The sequence below is a fragment of the Pseudomonas fluorescens genome (assembly GCF_040448305.1).
Taxonomy (GTDB): Bacteria; Pseudomonadota; Gammaproteobacteria; order Pseudomonadales; family Pseudomonadaceae; genus Aquipseudomonas; species Aquipseudomonas fluorescens_BH.
The window spans coordinates 3,884,854-3,902,788 of the sequence record NZ_CP148752.1 but is presented as its reverse complement, the minus strand read 5'-3'; the positions used below and the strand labels follow the sequence as shown (position 1 = coordinate 3,902,788).

Below are 17,935 nucleotides of genomic sequence, written 5' to 3'. Positions count from 1 at the left end.
GGTTTTCAGGTCTGCTTCTGGCCGATTGCTGCCCATCGCGACGGGCCGCAATCGACTGTGGATTCAACCGGTCGACGCAACTGATGGGCTAAATCGTTCCGCCGGTGTTTCGTAGTTTAGTGTTTTCCGAGGGCGGCGATTTATGCCACGGATAGCCCTTCGCGCTGAGTTGAAAGGCGTAATCGAATAATCGCCTCATGTACTCGCCATCGAATTTCTGATTGTGCGGAAAGTAAAAGTCGGAGCCAATGTACGCAAGATTGAAATCCGCTCCATCCTGCTGCGCCATACGGTAAATTCGCTCCAGGTCGCTGATCCCCTGAGTTTGAATCAATGCACTGATGGCTCGACCACCGATGCTCAATGTACGGCGTTTCGTCCCGGACCACTGCGGCTCCAGTGTCCCATTACGAATGACATAGAAATGACGTTCGAGTCGCAAAGGTGCTCCGGTGACTCTGTTCAGCGCCATCTTGGTGCCAGGCGGGTAAAGGAACACCTGAGTGATTACCCCTCCGTCCACGTGCATTTCCTGAAACTGTTTGCCGTCAACGTCCACATCGATCATGACGGGTGAGACTGCGCCGGGAATACTCATCGACGCGATCATGATGTTTCGGAAGAGGTCGAGCGCTCCCGGTGCTTCGCTAGAGGCAATAGTGCCCATGTTCCAAGTGACTGGCCGCCCTGAATCAAGGTCGGTTGTGCCGATCAGCAGAATTCTTCCTTTGGCGTATTCCGACGCAATCGCTGCAAGAATCTCCGCAGTGACGTACTTTGTAATGAGCCGCGACAGTGGCTTGCTGTCCGCTATACCGTCGCTGGCAAGACGGGTTAATACGTTTCGCGCATGAAAAACGTCTTTTGGACCGATGGCGTTGGCGATATACCGAATGACGTCGTCGTACCCGGATCCCAGGTAAGCGAACGGGGCGACCAGGGCGCCCGCGCTAATGCCCGTGACGACCTTGAACATGGGTCGAGTCCCATGCGTGGTCCACCCCGTAATGAGTCCTGCTGCGAATGTGCCTGCGTCACCGCCTCCCGAAACTGCCAGCATATTTGCCAGCGGCAGGATGTTGTTCGGTTTCCCTGCCTTGGCGAGAGCCTCGCTCTCGCGTTTGTTGCCCTCAGTTGCATCCTGAATGAACAGAGTCAGGTCGTTGTCCAACCAGTAGCGAGCATTGGGAATGCCTGGGATGACCGCTTTTTCCGTTAACGTTTGCGGCACAGCATCACGGCGTGGCAAGCCCCCTTGCAGGAACATGTTCAGAGTTGAGGCGCCAGGTCTGAGCGGGAATGGTTTCAAAACGCCTCCTCCGGCCCCTGCAGTCGACAGCAAGCGCGCTCATCGTCCCCGAGAAAGTCCTTACCCATGGTGCCCGAGATGACTACACGCCAGCCGACTGCGACACGTCATTCGAACGCCAGGCAGCTCATTTTGCGCTCCTTTACATGATAAAAAAACTCATTGGCTGCGCGCTCCAGGTTCTATACGAAAGCCCTTGAAATCTCCAGGTTAAGGGGCAGAGCGTGATATTCAGGATGGGTCACATCTCAAAAGGAACAGTGTTTGCACAAAATTTTCGGAGTTTCTCTGACGAGTTTCTCCATCAACTCGCGCGCGCTGTCGTGATGAATCAGCGCCGACACATCAGCTGATCTCCAAGGATGCGATCTTGCCGTTGTCGAGTACAAAGGTGTAGGTGAGCTCGACGGGGCTACCAGGAAAGTTCCCGCTCAGCCGAGCGAGCAGGGTGACGGTCTGTCCTTCCTGTGAGCTGCTCAAAGGTTCGATACTGTATTGGTACTTGGCCTGCGAGGCTTGCTTCCAGGCTTTGATAGGGAGACGTTCAATCCAGATGCTTGAGCCCCCGAGATTTCGCAGCCTCACATGAGAGGCAGCTCCTGGTCGAGAGCCGCCTCTGGCCACGTGCAGAAATCAGTCAGAAGTGAACGCTCGGCGGCGGTACCTACAGCCATGTTTGACCCAAAGACGTCCTGAGGTATCAGACATAAAACCGTAGGGTCACCTCACAGCCGCAGCCGTAAGGTTTCAAACAGCGCGCGGTCTTCCTTTTTGGCCGAGCGCGCATGGCGTCGAATGACCTGCAACAGGCATTCGGTGAAGCAGACCGCCGAATTGCTCAGTGCGCCATTGCGGCGCGTCACGATGCTCAGCTGTCGGGGCTCGAACTGCTCGGTCAGCCCCAGGGATACCACACGCCCCAGAAATGGCGGAGCTGTGCTCACGATGGACGGCCCCCAGGTGCACATGTCGGCCCGCTCGACCATCATCTGCAAAATGGCCAGCGAATGAGCACGCACGATTCGATTCTCATCAATCTGCGCGCCGTGTTTCCAGAACAGTTCCTGCATCAGCCCATCGTGCCCGTCCGGCGCGTAGTTCAGGGTCCAGTTTTCTTCCAGTAACTCGTGGATCGATCGCGCATGCTGTCGGGCGTGACCCTCGCGGACCAGCACCGAGGTCTGGTAATCGAGCAAGGTTTCGCAGGCGAATTCCTGGGCCGATTGTGTGGGATGGAGTTGGCCAATCGCGAAGTCCATGCTGCCGTCGCGCAGCAGCGGTTGGGCAACGGCCATCAGGCTTTCGAACAGTTCCAGCTTGATTTGTGGCATACGTTCGCGAAAAGCCAGCACGACTTCGGGCAGGAAGGTCAGGGCGACCCATGGGGTGATCCCGACGCAGAGCCGGCCTTGAGCCTTGCCACGCATGTGATCAAGCTCGGTCTGTGCGTGCTCCAGTTGCTTGATCACCAGCCGGGCGTGAGTCAGTAGCACTTTGCCGTATTCGGTGAAGTTCAGACCGCTGGCGGTTCGGGTAAACAGCGGTAGCTGTTGGCTGGTTTCCAACTCGCGCAGCGCTTTGGTCACAGCGGCCTGGGAAATCTCCAGCGAACGCGCGGCCGCGCGGATACTGCCGGTTTCGGCGCTGGCAATCAGCGCCTGTAATTGATGCAGTTTCATCTGCCCACCTTGGTGACAACTGATGGTTGTCATCATAACCAAACTGCGCCTCCCCAGCCCAGCGTCCGTTCCCTAAGATCGACCCCAACAGCGCTTTCGCTGCTGCACAGCCCCTGTCGAAGGAGAACACCCATGAATGCCGGCCTGGTCCTGCCTGGTATTGCCGCGATGCAAGATGAAATGATCGCGATACGTCACAGCATTCACGCGCACCCTGAACTGGGTTTTGAAGAATTCGCCACCAGTGAACTGGTTGCAGCGTGTTTGACTCAGTGGGGCTTTGAGGTCAGCACCGGGGTGGGCAAGACCGGGGTCGTTGCCACCCTGAAAAATGGCGAGGGTCGGTCCATTGGCTTGCGCGCGGACATGGATGCGTTGCCGATACAGGAAACCTCCGGTTTGCCTTATGCCAGCCGGATCGACGGTGTCATGCATGCCTGCGGTCACGACGGTCATACAGCAGTCCTGCTGGCAGCCGGTCAGTATCTGGCCCGGACACGGGCGTTCAATGGCACAGTGCACCTGATTTTCCAACCGGCGGAAGAAGGGCTGGGCGGTGCCAGGAAAATGCTCGAGGACGGGCTGCTCGAACGGTTTCCGTGCGACGCGATCTTCGCCATGCATAACGTGCCGGGTTATCCCGTCGGGCATTTGGGGTTTTACAGCGGACCGTTCATGGCGTCCGCCGACACGGTGAACATCAAAATCATCGGCAACGGTGGCCATGGCGCGGTGCCGCACAAAGCCGTCGACCCGGTGGTGGTCGGTGCCTCGATCGTGATGGCCCTGCAAAGCATCGTCTCGCGCAACGTCAACCCGCAGGAGATGGCGATTATCACGGTGGGCTCCCTGCATGCCGGGAGCGCCTCGAATGTCATCCCGTCCAGCGCCGACCTGAGCCTGAGCGTACGCGCCCTGACCCCCGAGATTCGCCACTTGCTGGAGGTCAGAATCACTGAATTGGTCAAGGGCCAGGCCGAGAGTTTTGGCGCCCGGGTCCACATCGATTACCAGCATTGCCATCCGGTGTTGATCAACGATCCCGAACAGACAGCATTTGCCCATGAAGTCGCCCGCGACTGGCTGGGAGAGGAACACTTGATCGATGACTTGCGACCGTTCACGGCCAGTGAGGACTTTGCGTTTGTCCTGGAAAAATGCCCCGGCAGCTATCTGGTGATCGGCAACGGTGAGGGAGAAGGCGGGTGCCTGCTGCACAACCCCGGCTACGACTTTAATGACGGCTGCCTGCCGGTGGGCGCGAGCTATTGGGTCAAGCTGGTCGAACGTTTTCTGTGTTGAGACGGCGCATTTTCGCCTGTTGTGCCGGTAAAAAATCTGCGGCCTGAAGAGGAATAAAAATGAACAAGATGATTGCTGCCGTTTCCCTGGTGCTCCTGACGGCCTCGAGCCTGGCGGGGGCGGCCGACTGGTCTGGCAAAGTGTTGAAGTTGGGGGTGGACCCGACGTATCCACCGCTGGAATACAAGAACCAGGATGGCACGCTGACCGGCTTCGGGGTCGACATCGCCGAGGCGTTGTGCGCCGAACTGAAAGCCCGATGCGTCTGGGTGGAAAGCAGTTGGGACGGGATGATCCCGGCACTGCTGGCGCGCAAGTTCGATGCGGTGGCGTCGTCGATGACCGTCACACCCAAACGCCTGGAGCAGATTGCGTTTACCGACAAGGTGTCCAATGCACCGACACGGTTAGTGGCCAAGCGTGGATCGGGATTACAGCCGACCCTCGAATTGCTCAAGGGCAAGCGCATTGGTGTAGTGCAGGGTTCGACCCAGGAGTCCTACGCCAAAGCGGTTTGGGGTTCCAAAGGCGTGGACGTTCTTTCCTATCAAAATCAGGACCAGGTGTACGCCGACCTGGTCGTGGGGCGACTTGATGCCTCGTTGCAGGGTTCCATTCAAGCCAGTTACGGCTTCTTGAAGACAGCGGCGGGTAAGGACTATGAATTTGCCGGTGCCACTCTGGATGCCCCGGGCTTCTTCGGCGTCGGTGATGGCCTTGGTCTGCGCAAGGAGGATGTCGCGTTGCGCGAAGACTTGAACAAAGCCCTGGCCACCATTCTCGCCAACGGTACTTACGCGCGGATCAACAACAAGTACTTCGATTTTGACGTCTACGGTGCCCGGTAACGGCGCCAACTGACGCGTCGTTGTTACCTTGAACAGGGCGCTCGTTCGAGCGCTCTATTGCCCCCCTTCACCTCACCCTAACAAGAACAAGGAGAGTGAGATGCTTCTGGAAGGTTTTGGCCCGCAGATTCTGCTGGGCACCCTGGCTACCATCAAACTGGCGCTTTGTTCATTGCTGATCGCCGTCCTGATCGGGCTGATGGGCGCCAGTTCCAGGTTATCGTCCAATCGTTTGTTGTGCACGCTGGCCACGGCCTACACGACCATGATCCGCAGCATGCCGGACCTGGTAATCATGTTGCTGCTGTTCTTCAGCCTGCAGATGGTGCTCAACCGGATGACCGATTGGCTGGGCATTGCCCAAATTGATATCGACCCGTTTCTGGCCGGTGTCGTGACGCTGGCATTCATTTACGGGGCCTACTTTACCGAGACTTTTCGCGGCGCCTTCCAGGCAGTCCCAGCGGGGCAGATGGAAGCGGCGAGGGCCTACGGCATGACCCACGGGCAGACCTTTCGCAAAATCCTGTTCCCGCAAATGTTGCGCCATGCGCTACCCGGCATTGGTAACAACGTGCAGGTGTTGATCAAATCGACTGCGCTGGTCTCGATCATCGGCCTGACAGATGTGGTCAAGGCCACCCAGGATGCGGGCAAGGGCTCGATGCAGTTCTTTTACTTCACGCTGGTCGGCGGCCTGATCTACCTCGCCATTACCACGGTGTCCAATGGTGTGTTGCTGTGGCTGGAGCACCGCTACTCGGTCGGTGTCAGGAAGGCTGCGTTATGAACGGCATTCTCCAGGACTACTGGCAGGCTTACCTGTGGAGTGACGGGCCATATTTTTCCGGGTTGGCGGTGACGTTGTGGCTGCTCATACTTTCGGTGGTGATTGGTTTTGTGCTCGCGGTGCCGTTGTCGATTGCCCGCGTCAGCCGCAACCCGCTGCTGCGCCTGCCGGTCTGGTGTTACACCTACGTGTTTCGTGGCACCCCGTTGTACATCCAGCTGCTGTTCTTTTACACCGGGGTGTACAGCTTGCATGTGGTGCGGTCCCAGGACTTTCTCAACGCGTTTTTCCGTGACGGTTTCAACTGCACTGTACTGGCTTTCGGGCTCAATACCTGTGCCTACATGACCGAGATTTTCGCCGGCGCCATCAGAGCGACAGCTCACGGCGAAATCGAGGCCGCCAGCGCCTACGGGATGAGCCGGTTCACGCTTTATCGGCGGATCATTCTGCCGTCGGCGTTGCGCCGCGCACTGCCGTTCTTCAGCAATGAAGTGATTCTGATGCTGCATTCCACTTCGGTGGCCTTTACCGCCACGGTGCCTGATTTGCTGAAGATCGCCCGGGATGTCAACTCGGCGACCTATGCATCCTTTACCGCCTTTGGCATTGCCGGGGTGTTGTACGCCGCCAGTGCTTTTTTCCTGATCTGGCTGTTTCGACGCGGCGAATTGCATTGGCTGGCCTACCTCAAACCGCGGACGCACTGACCCCTATCGGACTTGCTCAAATGTATAAATTGATCGTTGAAGATGTTCATAAAAACTACGGCAGCCATGAAGTGTTGAAAGGGGTTTCGCTCAAGGCCAGGGCGGGTGATGTGATCAGCATCATCGGCTCCTCCGGGTCCGGGAAAAGTACCTTCTTGCGTTGTATCAACCATCTGGAACAACCGTCGGCCGGGCGCATTGTCGTCAATGACGAAGAGTTGCTCACCCGCAGAAACTCAAGGGGCGAGTTGTGTGTGGTTAACCCCGGGCAGTTACGGAGCCTGCGCAGCCGGTTGTCGATGGTGTTTCAGCACTTCAATTTGTGGAGCCACATGACCGTGCTGGAAAACATCATCGAGTGCCCGATGAGCGTGCTCGGTATCAGTCGGGCGCAGGCGCTGGAAAGGGCCCGTCATTACCTTGCCAAGGTGGGGCTGCCACAAAAAGTCGAGGCCCAGTACCCGGTGCATTTGTCCGGCGGTCAGCAACAGCGGGTGGCCATTGCCCGTGCGCTGGCCATGGAACCTGAGGTGATGCTGTTCGACGAACCGACCTCAGCCCTTGACCCTGAACTGGTGGGCGAGGTGCTCAAGGTCATGCAGCAACTGGCCGAAGAGGGCAGGACGATGGTGGTCGTCACCCACGAAATGGCGTTTGCCAGGCAGGTGTCGAACCACGTCATGTTTCTGCATCAGGGGCGGGTGGAGGAGTCGGGAGCGCCAGGCACGCTGCTGGAACAGCCTCAAAGCGAGCGGTTGCAGCAGTTCCTGGCCGGGAGCCTCAAGTAGTTACCCGTGGTGAGCCTATCAACGCAGATTTGCCCTTGGAGCTGATTCCGCTCGGCGGCCCCCCCCAAAAAAAAGGTGAATTGCCAATGCCTCTCAGGCTTTCGCCGCCGATAAACAAAGGGAAGGGGCTTCGCTGATCAAGTCAACAACGAATCTGCGAAAGAAAGTCACTGCATCGCCGGGCTCGCGACCGACCATGAGTCACTTATGTGTGACCCTCAATCCGACCCTCCCTGCCTTCAGCGTCCCGAAGGGATACTCAACCGTCCGTTTTCGGACTCGCATCATCTTCCAGATTGACCAGGTAGAGTTCGTCGACAAAGACGTCGACTACGCGCATCGGATTGGTATCGCTGACGTAGTCGTCGAGGCTCTCGGGAAGTAAGGTGCCTTGGCCTCGATGTTCACCTTGGACAAAGCGCTTCATGGGCGATCCCTGCGATGAAATCCTCAGAAATCATAGCTCCAGCGCGTGCTGTTACATCACGATGGGCATCGGTCAGAACGCTTGAGCACCGCACTTAGGACACGCTGTCCGTATAAGCCGACGCCAAGACCCGACACGATGAGAACGACTGCAACGATTTTGTTGACTGACAGGCTCTCATTGAAAATCATGACTGAACCGAGCAGGCCGAATACCGGCACCAACAACGACAATGGCGCGACGGTGGACACTGGATATCGTTTCAGAAGTGAGTTCCACACCCAGTAGCCAAACAGTGTATTGGGGTATACCTGGAACAGGATCGAAAGGACGGCGCGGTAGTCGAGTTGATTCACCAGTGCGTAGTACCCCGTCGAGCCGTTAACAGCGTAATCAAGTGCGAAAAGGGGGATGGGCGAAAACGCGCTCGACCACACCAGGAAGGCGAAAACCTGCGTGGTCTTGGCTTTTTTGTTGATTACGTTGGCCGCACTCCAGGCGACCGCTCCCAGGAGCACCAGAATCAACCCGACCGTTGTTACTGTCCCGTCAACGATGGAGAGGATGTTCAATAAACCACACAGAGCGAGACCCATGCCCGCGTACTGAAAGCGGGAAATGGTTTCCTTGAATATCCATGAGCCCAATACAATGGTGAAAAACGCGCTGAACTGCAGCACCAGTGAAGCGATGCCTGCGGAAAGACCGGACTTGATGCCCAGGTTAACGATGCCCCAAAGTCCGATACCGAAGACCAGGCCGTAACCGATGATATAGCGCCACTGTACATCAGGTTTCGGAATGAAAAAGATCGCCGGGAGCGCGCATAGCGTGAAGCGAATGCCGGCAAGAATGAATGGGTCAACGGTGGTGAGCCCCAGTTTGATAACCGAGAAATTCACGCCCCATATGGCAGTAATCGAGATGGCGAGTAGCAGGTGCCTGGCTTTCATGTTGATCTTCCTTGATTGACCGTTGAGAGATGAAATGTGAGAAACCACAGCACCAGGGCAGCAGCGCTGATCAAGGCACCCAGCAGGCTGACTGCCATCCAGCCCCAAAGCGCATAAATCTGGGTCGCGGCTGCGGCTCCCAGCGCGCTACCGACCGCGTAGAAGCACATGTAGGCGCCGACCATGCGACTTTGGGCGTCGGGGCGTGCAGCGAAAATGATGCTCTGGTTGGTGACGTGTACTGCTTGCACCGCGAAGTCGAGCAGGACTACGCCGCAGACCAGCGCGATCAGGGAAGTCTCGGCAAACGTGATGGGCAACCAGGACAGCGTCAGGAGCCCCAGCGAAAAGCCGGTCACTCGCTGTCCCAGACCTTGATCGGCCCAGCGTCCGGCTCTTCTGGCAGCCAGGGCACCGGCGACGCCGGCCAGGCTAAACATGCCGATGGCAGTGTGTGAAAGCGACAGCGGCGGGGCGCTCAACGGCAGTACCATGGCGGTCCACAGCACGGAAAAAGCGGCAAAGATCAATAGCGCCAGCAGCCCCCTGGTGCGCAAGGTGCGTTCGGTGATGAACAGTTTGAAGAGAGAACTGATGAGCGCGAGGTAGCCGTCTTGATGCCTCGGCGACGGGGTGTCAGGAACCACTCTCCACAGCACCGCCGCGAGGGTCAGCATCAATCCTGAGGACACAAAGTAAACGGCGCGCCAGCCCGCGATGTCTGCAATCAGGCCCGAGGTAAACCGCGCCAGAAGAATGCCCAGGACAACTCCACTGGTTACCGTCCCCACGGCATGCCCGCGTTGTGCTGGCGTTGCCAGTGCGGCGGCATAGGCCACAATCACCTGAACGACCACTGCCAGTAAGCCCGACACGATCATGGCACCCAACAGGGCCAGCCATTGCTGTGCTGTGCCGACCGCCGCGAGCGCAACCGCAGACAGCAGTACTTGAGTCAGAATCAGCCGCTTACGATTGACCAAATCGCCCAGCGGGACGATGAACAGCAACCCGAGTGCGTAACCAACCTGAGTAGCCGTCACCACAACCCCGATCATTGATGAGGTCACACCCAGGCTCTGAGCCATTGAATCGAGCAAAGGTTGTGCGAAATAAACGTTGGCTACTGCAAGCGCGCAGGTGACAGAAAACAACAACGTGAGCAACGGCGAAAGCCCCGCAGTCCGGTCGGTCCTGCTGCTTTCTCCGGTATCCGGATGCCGCAATCCCGAAGGCTGCCTGGAGAGCTGTTTGGTGGCTGAGTTGGCATCTGCTGTCATGAACACCTCCATGGCGTTAAACTGGTTTCAATTAAAAACTAGTTTCAATTGTTGCTGTATCAGGTTTTAAATTGCAACCACATTGCGCCAGGCTGATGGACAGACTTGGCAAATCCACATTCCGGAAGGTCAAAAAGATGGTCAAAGACGCTTTTCCGCAAAGCAGCGAATGCCCGGTAGCAAGGACACTGGAGGCAATTGGGGATCGCTGGTCGCTGATGATCATCCGCGACGCTTTTGATGACATTCGCCGATTCAGCGAGTTTCAAAAGAGCTTGGGCGTGGCCAAGAATATTCTGGCATCGCGACTGAAAACGTTGGTCGAGGTCGGGGTATTCGACGTTCGACCGGCGTCAGATGGAAGCGCCTACAAGGAGTACGTCCTTACGGACAAAGGACGGGAGATCTTTCCGGTTGTGGTCTGTTTGAGGCAGTGGGGCGAACGTTTCCTGTTCAAGCCGCAGGAGACGCGTTCTGTGCTGATGGACAACGAGTCCGGCCAGCCTCTGATGCCGATTGATGTTCGCTCATCAAACGGTCAAAAACTTGGACCGTCTGACTGCCACAGAGTGAGACTTGTTGACGGTGAGTCGTGAATCAACAGCAGACTTGTCTCATACCAGAACGACGCCAGGGGAATTAGAGCCAGTGTGCTGGGCGTAGTTGACAAGAGCATGTCCGCTTTTGGCCGGTTTCTGCCCGTCGCGACAGGCTGAAAACGACCCAATATAGCCATTGAAGACGGCTAAGGATCTCAAGAATGACACTACTCGCAAACATCATATTGAAGGGGCGACCTCTGATGAGGCCGCCATTTTTCAGCTGATTGATCAGTTGCCCGCTGGCAAAGGCAGGTTGATGCCTTCTTTTTTCAAGGTGTCACGCACGTATTGGAATTTCTGGTACTGCGATAGCTCGATCGGCCCGTCGTAACCCATGCTTTGCAATTTGCGTGGCGGGTAATCGACGTAGGTTTTCATAAGTTTCATGATCGCCATCGAAATCGGCACCATTGTCCAGGTGCGCTCAGTAAAGTTGTTCATGAAGAGGTCATAGCGCTCTTGCGGGTCTTGCCACAAGTCAAAGACTTGCGGCACGGTGGCCACATATTTTTGTGCGCCTTTCCATCCCAGGTTAGTGTCTACGGCCAGACCACCGGTTGGCGCGCCATCATCACCCCGCAGGTTGAACACAGCCTTATAGTTTCCGACACGGGCGGCACCCGGGGACAATTCGTTTTCGGTGAAGTAGAACCACTCCTTACGCGGCGAAGGGCCACTGCCAGTGAGCACTGACGTCATGTCATAACTGTCGAAGATGATCGGCTGACCTTCGCGATCTTTCTCGGGCAGCTTTACACCGGCAACAGACGCGAACGTCGCCATCAAATCCAAGCCGCCGAGAATCTCGTGATTTTTCGTGTCCGGCTTGATCTTGTCTGGCCAGACGGCAATTGCCGGAACCCGGTTTCCGCCCTCACGCACTGTGCCCTTGGTCCCGCGGAAAGGGGTGTAGCCGGCATCTGGATAAACATCTTGCCAGGCCCCGTTGTCAGTGGTGTAAACCACCAGGGTGTTTTTATCCAGGCCGAGCGCCTTAAGTTTGTCCATGATGCGGCCAATGTGGGTATCGAGTTCGACAACAGAGTCGGCGTACTTGGACTTGGACATGGACTTATGAATGAATTCCGGTGCCGGCAAGTTCGGTTGGTGCACTTTCATGAAGTTGACGTTGATGAAAAACGGCTTGTCCGATTTGGCGGCGGTGTCGAGAAACTCCAGTGCGGCTTTTTCGACATAATTATCAAAGAATGGAATACCGACCACGCCAGGTTTGCCGTCCACGACAGGCGTGTCCACGTACTGGCCGTTGACCTTGAATTCTTCGATCGGTTTTTCACCGGCCTTGCCGGACAACGCGCCTTTGGTCACCTTTTGAAACATCGCGCGGGTTTCCGGATCCATATCGGGGAACCATGTCGGGTCCGCGTAGGTGTAGGCATTGAGGTGATAGAGGCCGACGTACTTCATCACGTCATAGCCCTGGGCATTGGGCAGTGCGTAATCGGCTTCGCCCAAGTGCCATTTGCCGGTGAAGTAGGTGTCGTAGCCACCAGTTTTCAGCACAGAGGCCAGCGTCCATTCGGCGGCGGGCAAGCCACCACCCTGACCCTGGAAGGCTACGGTAGTCATGCCGCTGCGGTTGGGGATACGCCCGGTTTGCATCGCCGCCCGACCGGGCGTGCAACTTGGCTGGGCATAGAAAGAGTAAAAAGTGACGCCTTCTGCCGCCAACTGATCGATGCTGGGCGTAGGCATGCCTCGACCGACCCCACCGCCGTAGGGACCGAGGTCGCCATAGCCAGTGTCGTCGGAGACGATAAACAGGATATTGGTTTTTTCCGTTTGAGCGGCGTGGGTAAGCCCGCTCAATGACAATAATGCAGCAAACACGACAGACAGCTTGAAACGATCTGATAGCTTGTCCATATCAGCAATCCTCGTTGTTTCATTGTGTTGGCAACCGGGTGATGAGTGCACAACCACATTGACTCTTGGTGCATTGACCACCGAGTAATTAGCCTAGGTACTGCGTACAGAATCATTTCCCCCTGACTGCATGACCATGCACAAGTTAAGGCGCAGGTAGAGTCTAGTGCGGTTTTCCAGTTTAACGGGTAATTACCCGGCTGCATCTACTGTTCTTTCTGAACACGGTTCAAAAACCTGATCTACGCTCAACTTGCGCTAGGGCTAACCCTCAGCCTTACAGTAGCGATGCAGTTGTCCAATTCTCTCCCCCCTGAGAAAGGAGCTGGCAATGAACAAAGGCTTTCAGCTTGCTCGCTTTATTGCCTTAGCGATGGTCTGGTCTGAATCTGGCGTCGCTGCCGATAGCCAGGCAGAGCTAGCCAAACAATCCCTGAACCCGGTCGCCGCGCTATACAGTTTGCCGATTCAATACAACTGGAACCAAAAACTCGGCCCCAGCGGTGAGGGCTATCAGAGCGTCACTAATATCCAGCCGGTGCTCCCTTTCAGTCTCAACGAGGAATGGAATCTGATTTCCCGAACCATCCTGCCCGTCATCGATCAGCATGGCCTGGTGCCCGGCGGGGTTGCCGATAAATCAGGTGTGGGAGACGTCACTCAAAGCTTCTTTTTTTCACCCAAAAAGGAAACCGCCAACGGTTGGATCTGGGGAGTAGGCCCAGCCATATTGGTGCCCACCGGCAGCGACGAACTGCTGAGCAGCGAGCAATGGGGATTGGGCCCTACAGTGGTGGCGCTCAAGCAACATGACGGCTGGACCCGCGGTATTCTTGCCAACCACATCTGGTCGCTGGAAAACAGCCCGCCGGATGACAAGGACAAGGTCAACCAGACGTTCCTGCAACCCTTCTTCAGCTACACCACCCATACCTACACCACTTTCGGTATCAATACCGAGTCCACCTACGATTGGCAAACCCGGGAGTGGTCAGTGCCGATCAACTTGTTCGTCACTCAGTTGTTCAAAGTGGGTCATCAACCCATGACCCTGCAAGCCGGCCCGCGTTACTGGGCCGACAGCCCGGAAGATGGACCCGAGGGCTGGGGATTTCGGGTAGCGTTTACGCTGTTGTTTCCTAAATGAATGCAACGCTGTAGGGCCATTGAGTTAGGAGTGGTCGGGATACTCCTTGCTTTTCGGAGCAAGGCAAAACCCAAAGCTTTTGCAGTCCTACTTCGCTACTCCGTTGAGCAACACCCCATACGACTGAAGAAACTCTACCGTCCCGTGGAAGATCAAGCCTACACCCATCGCCGAAACGAAAAAGCCGACGATCCGGGTCGCGGCGTCGATGCCTTGCGGGCCAATCTTTTTGAGGATGGTATTGGCGTAAGCCAAAGACAGATAGGTGACGAACATGGTGGCGCAGATCGCCAGTGCGATCACGGCAAAGGACAGTATGGCGCGGTCGGAATCCTTAATGGTGCTAGTCAGGCCAATCACTGTGGCGATGGCACCGGGGCCGAACATGATCGGCATGGCCATGGGTATGAAGGATACGTCCTGGTCACTTTTGCCACCGCTTGGAATCAGGTTGCTGTTGGGCGACGGGGCAAAAAGCTCGAAGCCGATGCGCATCAGAATCACCCCGCCGACTACCCGAATCATACTCAGGGGAACCTCGAACAAACGCAGCAGCAGGTTGCCGAAAATCAGAAAGAAAAACATCAGTAGTAGCGCATAAAGGCAGGCCTTGCGTGCCACATGACGCTGCTCAGCGACGTCCTTGTCTTGCAGCAGACCTAGGAAAACTGGAATGGCCTCAAGTGGATTGATGATTGCCAGCAGGGTGGTGAACATGCCGAAAAACAGGGTGAGATACGCGTTCATGGATGATCTGCCAAGTGCGTTGTGTACCGATTCACCATAGCTGATCAAGAACAGTTCGCCTCAATCATTGCCGTAAAACCCAAGAGTTGGGGAGTGGAACTTTACAGAGAGGCATAAAATGGATGAAGGCAGAATTGGGCGATGGATATTGTTTACCATGCTCTAAGGCGAGCCCATTAGCGCCGAGGATGCACTTGCTATGGACTGGTCAGCCGTATGGTGAAGAGCAGAAGTTGGGAATGGACGGGTCAGACCATCAATAAATCCTTTTGGGCTGGAGCTTTCTACCGGCAGCAACGCGCCAAAGGGAGCACCTACCAGGCTGCTGTACGCGCACTCGCGTTTAAGTGGATTCGGATTCTGTATCGGTGCTGGCAGACCAGGACGCTCTACGATGAAACCACCTATTTGAATGCCTTGAGGAAGCGTGGTCACCGCTGCTGAAGAACCTCGATTCAGGTTGACTGACTTCCTCAGGGCGTGAAGCAGGCGCTCAGCAGCGTCTCTGGACTCCGGGCCGTTTTACTTGTCAGTAGGGTTTGTCGCCGATAATGGCCGCGCGCTCCATCTTGCGATGGCAGGGCGGATAGTCCATCACTGCATAGTGCTGGGTGCAGCGGTTGTCCCATATCGCCACGCTGTTTTTCTTCCAGCGCCAACGGACCTGGTACTCGGGGTTGTAGGCCTGGCTGATCAGGTACTTCAGCAGGTCGACGCCTTTTTGGTTGTAGTCCTGGCCGACACGCACACGTCCCTGGCTGTGGTAGTTCACGAAATGCGTAGCGTAGGCATTGACGAACAACACCTTCTCGCCCGTTTCGGGATGGGTACGCACCACCGGATGCTCGGCATCCGGATAATGCGCCTTCATCGCCAGGCGCTTTTCCTTTGGCATGGCGGCGGCGAAGGAGGAATTGAAGCTGTGGTTGGCGATCAGGCTGTCGATTTCCTGCTTCACATCTATGGGCAGGTTGTCATAAGCCAGCACCATGTTGGCCCACATGGTGTCGCCACCGGTCGGTGGGCATTCGATGCAACGCAGTACAGCGCCCATCGGAGGCGATTCACGCCAGGTGGCATCGCAGTGCCACGCATTCTCGTAGCGATCCGCTGGATTCTCCGGGGTCTTGTAGATTTGCACGAGACCAGGGGCCTCCGGGTGGCTGGGGAGCATCGGATGGGTTTCAAGCTGGCCGAGGCGCATGGCAAATGCTTCGTGATCGCGGCGCGAGAGCTTGTCCAGATCCTGGTCGCGCAGGAACAGCACCTTGAACTTCAATAGCGCCGCGTAAATTTCATTGAACAAGCCATCATCGCGCACTGCGTCGCCAAGATTCACGTTGAGCAGTTCCGCACCGATGGCACAGGTCAGTTGTTCGACTCGCATGGCGTCTCCGTTTCGATGGTTTATGGCCGGACCGTGGGCGGGGCAGGTGAAATCGTGCCTTGATACACGGTGGCGCTTTTTATTGTTGATCCAGTCTTTGCGGGTTCGGTGAGTGGGGGTACGCGTGCCCGGCATACGCTCTGGCCCGATCAGCAGAGCGATTGCGGTCCCATGGTAGATTGCTCGATAGCGACGTCATGGGCATTGCGGGACAAACTCTTCGCATATTGGGACGCTGATTGCGCAACAACATCTAGCGAGTTTGAGTTTGCAAGAATGCGCGCAATGGTTGGTTCTTCGCGGGTGAGCAGCGCGAGCATGCCCAAATTGGAAGGTGTCTCATTTGCGCGTCAGGGTGTACCGGGATTCTCCTGTCCCAATATCACAATATTGTGTCCTGAAAAGCTGAGTGCAAGGCGCCCTGTCGGGACTACCTTCAAGCCGACTACTGAAAATAGATGGAGGTAGAAAGTGGATGCACGCACTGCAATGCGCATTGGTCAACCCTGACCGCCGAATCCCTGCCCAAGAACGTTCTGCCGGGCAACAGCATGGCCCTGGCCATGTAGATGCACCCGCGTGCGGGTTTTGAAGACACCATTGCTCGCCGTCCGGCTACACGCTTGATAACAACAATAAAATAAAGACTTCGAGGAGGCTGCATGGCCTTTCACCCAATCGCCGCTGACGATGACGACGCAGGTTGCGTCGGCGTTGCGCGCCAATATGCCTGGATCGTTTTTGCCTTGACGTTCGGCCTGTTGATTTCCGATTACATGTCGCGTCAGGTACTGAACGCGGTGTTCCCGTTGCTCAAGACTGAGTGGGCGTTGAGCGACGGACAACTCGGTCTGCTCAGCGGCATCGTTGCCCTGATGGTCGGCCTGCTGACGTTTCCCCTGTCGTTGCTGGCGGACCGTTTCGGCCGGGTCAAGAGCCTGGCGCTGATGGCGTTGCTGTGGAGCGTGGCCACCCTGGGTTGCGCGCTGGCGCAGGATTACCAGCAGATGTTCATCGCGCGGTTCATGGTCGGTGTCGGTGAGGCTGCCTATGGCAGCGTCGGCATCGCCGTGGTGATCTCGGTGTTCCCCAAACATATGCGGGCCACCCTGGCCAGTGCCTTCATGGCCGGCGGTTTGTTCGGCGCTGTTTTAGGGATGGCCCTGGGCGGCGCCATCGCGGCCAAGCTGGGCTGGCGCTGGTCGTTCGCCGGCATGTCGCTGTTTGGCCTGGCGCTGGCGATGCTTTATCCGCTCATTGTCAAGGAAGCACGCATTGCGCCGCCACGTGCCGCGCAGATTGCGAACAAGACGGCCGCCGCGGTCAAGCGTCCGCTGCGCACGCTCTGGTCCAGCCGTTCGGTGGTAGCGACCTATGTCGCCAGCGGTTTGCAGTTGTTTGTCGGCGGTACGGTGATGGTGTGGATTCCCAGTTACCTCAACCGCTACTACGACATGCCTACCGACAAGGCCGGTGGCATGGCGGCGGGCATCGTGCTGTGCAGCGGTGTGGGGATGATCCTGTGCGGCATGCTCAGCGACCGGCTGTGTCGCCACTCGCCGGAGCGCAAGGTCAGCCTGGCCATCGGCTTCTGCCTGGGCAGTTGCCTGTTGCTGTCGTCAGCCTTTGCCTTGCAAGCGGGACCGGTGCAACTGCTGCTGATCTGCCTGGGCATGCTGATTGCCACCGGCACCACCGGCCCCAGCGGCGCGATGGTTGCCAACCTGACCCATTACTCGGTGCACGGCACGGCGTTCGCCACACTGACCCTGGCCAACAACCTGCTGGGGCTGGCGCCGGGGCCGTTCATCACCGGCCGGGTGTCGGACCTCATCGGTCTGCATGCCGCGTTTCAACTGGTGCCACTGGTCAGCCTCGTGGCGGCGGCGGTGTTCTTTTATGCCAAGTGTCATTACCACAAAGACATTGCCCGCCTTCAGGGGCAGAGCGTGCCTGAGTCCATCAGCGAAGTCGGGTTAGAGGTGAAGTTGTGAGTCGTCGTTTACATCTCGACGTGTGTTTCATTTTCATAGGGGGCTGATTGGCAAATGCCGGTGGGAGGGAACGCGAGGTTCCCGA

14 protein-coding genes and 3 pseudogenes are annotated in these 17,935 nt (G+C 57.0%); 9 read left to right on the top strand and 8 right to left on the bottom strand.

What is annotated here, in order from left to right:
* Nucleotides 1-118 precede the first annotated feature (118 nt).
* A pseudogene (locus WHX55_RS17740) lies at nucleotides 119-1,309 on the bottom strand (patatin-like phospholipase family protein); the annotation flags it as partial.
* A gap of 725 nt (nucleotides 1,310-2,034) precedes the next feature.
* Nucleotides 2,035-2,988, bottom strand: a complete 954-nt coding sequence (locus tag WHX55_RS17735) for a LysR substrate-binding domain-containing protein (RefSeq protein ID WP_353740929.1) — start codon at nucleotides 2,986-2,988, stop codon at nucleotides 2,035-2,037.
* A gap of 132 nt (nucleotides 2,989-3,120) precedes the next feature.
* Here WHX55_RS17735 and WHX55_RS17730 point away from each other — a divergent pair, with 132 nt between their 5' ends.
* The 5 genes from WHX55_RS17730 to WHX55_RS17710 all read left to right on the top strand — a co-directional run bounded on the left by WHX55_RS17730 (nucleotide 3,121) and on the right by WHX55_RS17710 (nucleotide 7,426).
* Entirely contained in the window at nucleotides 3,121-4,290 is a 1,170-nt protein-coding gene (locus WHX55_RS17730; protein WP_150759622.1) for a M20 aminoacylase family protein, read from the top strand.
* A gap of 59 nt (nucleotides 4,291-4,349) precedes the next feature.
* Nucleotides 4,350-5,138, top strand: a complete 789-nt coding sequence (locus WHX55_RS17725; RefSeq protein ID WP_353740928.1) for an ABC transporter substrate-binding protein — start codon at nucleotides 4,350-4,352, stop codon at nucleotides 5,136-5,138.
* Nucleotides 5,139-5,238: 100 nt separating this feature from the next.
* On the top strand, nucleotides 5,239-5,928 hold the full coding sequence (gene hisQ / locus WHX55_RS17720; protein ID WP_353740927.1) for a histidine ABC transporter permease HisQ: 690 nt from the start codon (nucleotides 5,239-5,241) through the stop codon (nucleotides 5,926-5,928).
* Nucleotides 5,925-6,638 (top strand): ABC transporter permease, encoded by a 714-nt coding sequence (locus WHX55_RS17715; RefSeq protein ID WP_353740926.1) that lies wholly within the window; start codon nucleotides 5,925-5,927, stop codon nucleotides 6,636-6,638. Before hisQ ends, WHX55_RS17715 begins: the two co-directional genes overlap by 4 nt.
* Before the next feature lie 20 nt (nucleotides 6,639-6,658).
* A complete protein-coding gene (locus tag WHX55_RS17710; RefSeq protein ID WP_151215151.1) occupies nucleotides 6,659-7,426 on the top strand; it encodes an ATP-binding cassette domain-containing protein in 768 nt (255 codons plus the stop codon).
* Between the two features lie 292 nt (nucleotides 7,427-7,718).
* Here WHX55_RS17710 and WHX55_RS17705 read toward each other — a convergent pair.
* From WHX55_RS17705 to WHX55_RS17695, 3 genes and pseudogenes are all read right to left on the bottom strand, one after another.
* Nucleotides 7,719-7,853: pseudogene (locus WHX55_RS17705) on the bottom strand (hypothetical protein); the annotation flags it as partial.
* A gap of 56 nt (nucleotides 7,854-7,909) precedes the next feature.
* Complete coding sequence (locus WHX55_RS17700; RefSeq protein ID WP_150725642.1) at nucleotides 7,910-8,806, bottom strand: EamA family transporter; 897 nt, start codon at nucleotides 8,804-8,806, stop codon at nucleotides 7,910-7,912.
* Nucleotides 8,803-10,086 (bottom strand): MFS transporter, encoded by a 1,284-nt coding sequence (locus WHX55_RS17695; protein WP_353740925.1) that lies wholly within the window; start codon nucleotides 10,084-10,086, stop codon nucleotides 8,803-8,805. Before WHX55_RS17695 ends, WHX55_RS17700 begins: the two co-directional genes overlap by 4 nt.
* 137 nt (nucleotides 10,087-10,223) lie before the next feature.
* Here WHX55_RS17695 and WHX55_RS17690 point away from each other — a divergent pair, with 137 nt between their 5' ends.
* Nucleotides 10,224-10,682 (top strand): helix-turn-helix domain-containing protein, encoded by a 459-nt coding sequence (locus tag WHX55_RS17690; RefSeq protein WP_353740924.1) that lies wholly within the window; start codon nucleotides 10,224-10,226, stop codon nucleotides 10,680-10,682.
* 234 nt (nucleotides 10,683-10,916) lie between these two features.
* Here WHX55_RS17690 and WHX55_RS17685 read toward each other — a convergent pair whose 3' ends face one another.
* Nucleotides 10,917-12,575, bottom strand: coding sequence for an arylsulfatase (locus WHX55_RS17685; protein ID WP_150725683.1), 1,659 nt, complete (start codon nucleotides 12,573-12,575; stop codon nucleotides 10,917-10,919).
* Nucleotides 12,576-12,948: 373 nt separating this feature from the next.
* On the opposite strand from WHX55_RS17685, the gene WHX55_RS17680 reads away from it, so the two are divergent.
* On the top strand, nucleotides 12,949-13,722 hold the full coding sequence (locus WHX55_RS17680) for a transporter (protein WP_224789168.1): 774 nt from the start codon (nucleotides 12,949-12,951) through the stop codon (nucleotides 13,720-13,722).
* An 87-nt stretch (nucleotides 13,723-13,809) separates the two neighbouring features.
* Here the strand turns inward: WHX55_RS17680 and WHX55_RS17675 are convergent, their stop codons facing one another.
* A complete protein-coding gene (locus WHX55_RS17675; RefSeq protein WP_150754882.1) occupies nucleotides 13,810-14,469 on the bottom strand; it encodes a MarC family protein in 660 nt (219 codons plus the stop codon).
* Nucleotides 14,470-14,718: 249 nt separating this feature from the next.
* Here WHX55_RS17675 and WHX55_RS17670 point away from each other — a divergent pair.
* A pseudogene (locus WHX55_RS17670) lies at nucleotides 14,719-14,933 on the top strand (IS110 family transposase); the annotation flags it as partial.
* 65 nt (nucleotides 14,934-14,998) lie between these two features.
* On the opposite strand, the gene WHX55_RS17665 reads toward WHX55_RS17670, so the two are convergent.
* Complete coding sequence (locus WHX55_RS17665; protein WP_150754881.1) at nucleotides 14,999-15,856, bottom strand: TauD/TfdA family dioxygenase; 858 nt, start codon at nucleotides 15,854-15,856, stop codon at nucleotides 14,999-15,001.
* A 662-nt stretch (nucleotides 15,857-16,518) separates the two neighbouring features.
* On the opposite strand from WHX55_RS17665, the gene WHX55_RS17660 reads away from it, so the two are divergent.
* Nucleotides 16,519-17,850: an MFS transporter gene (locus tag WHX55_RS17660; RefSeq protein WP_353740923.1), complete on the top strand. Its 1,332-nt coding sequence runs from the start codon at nucleotides 16,519-16,521 to the stop codon at nucleotides 17,848-17,850.
* The last annotated feature ends 85 nt before the right edge of the window (nucleotides 17,851-17,935 follow it).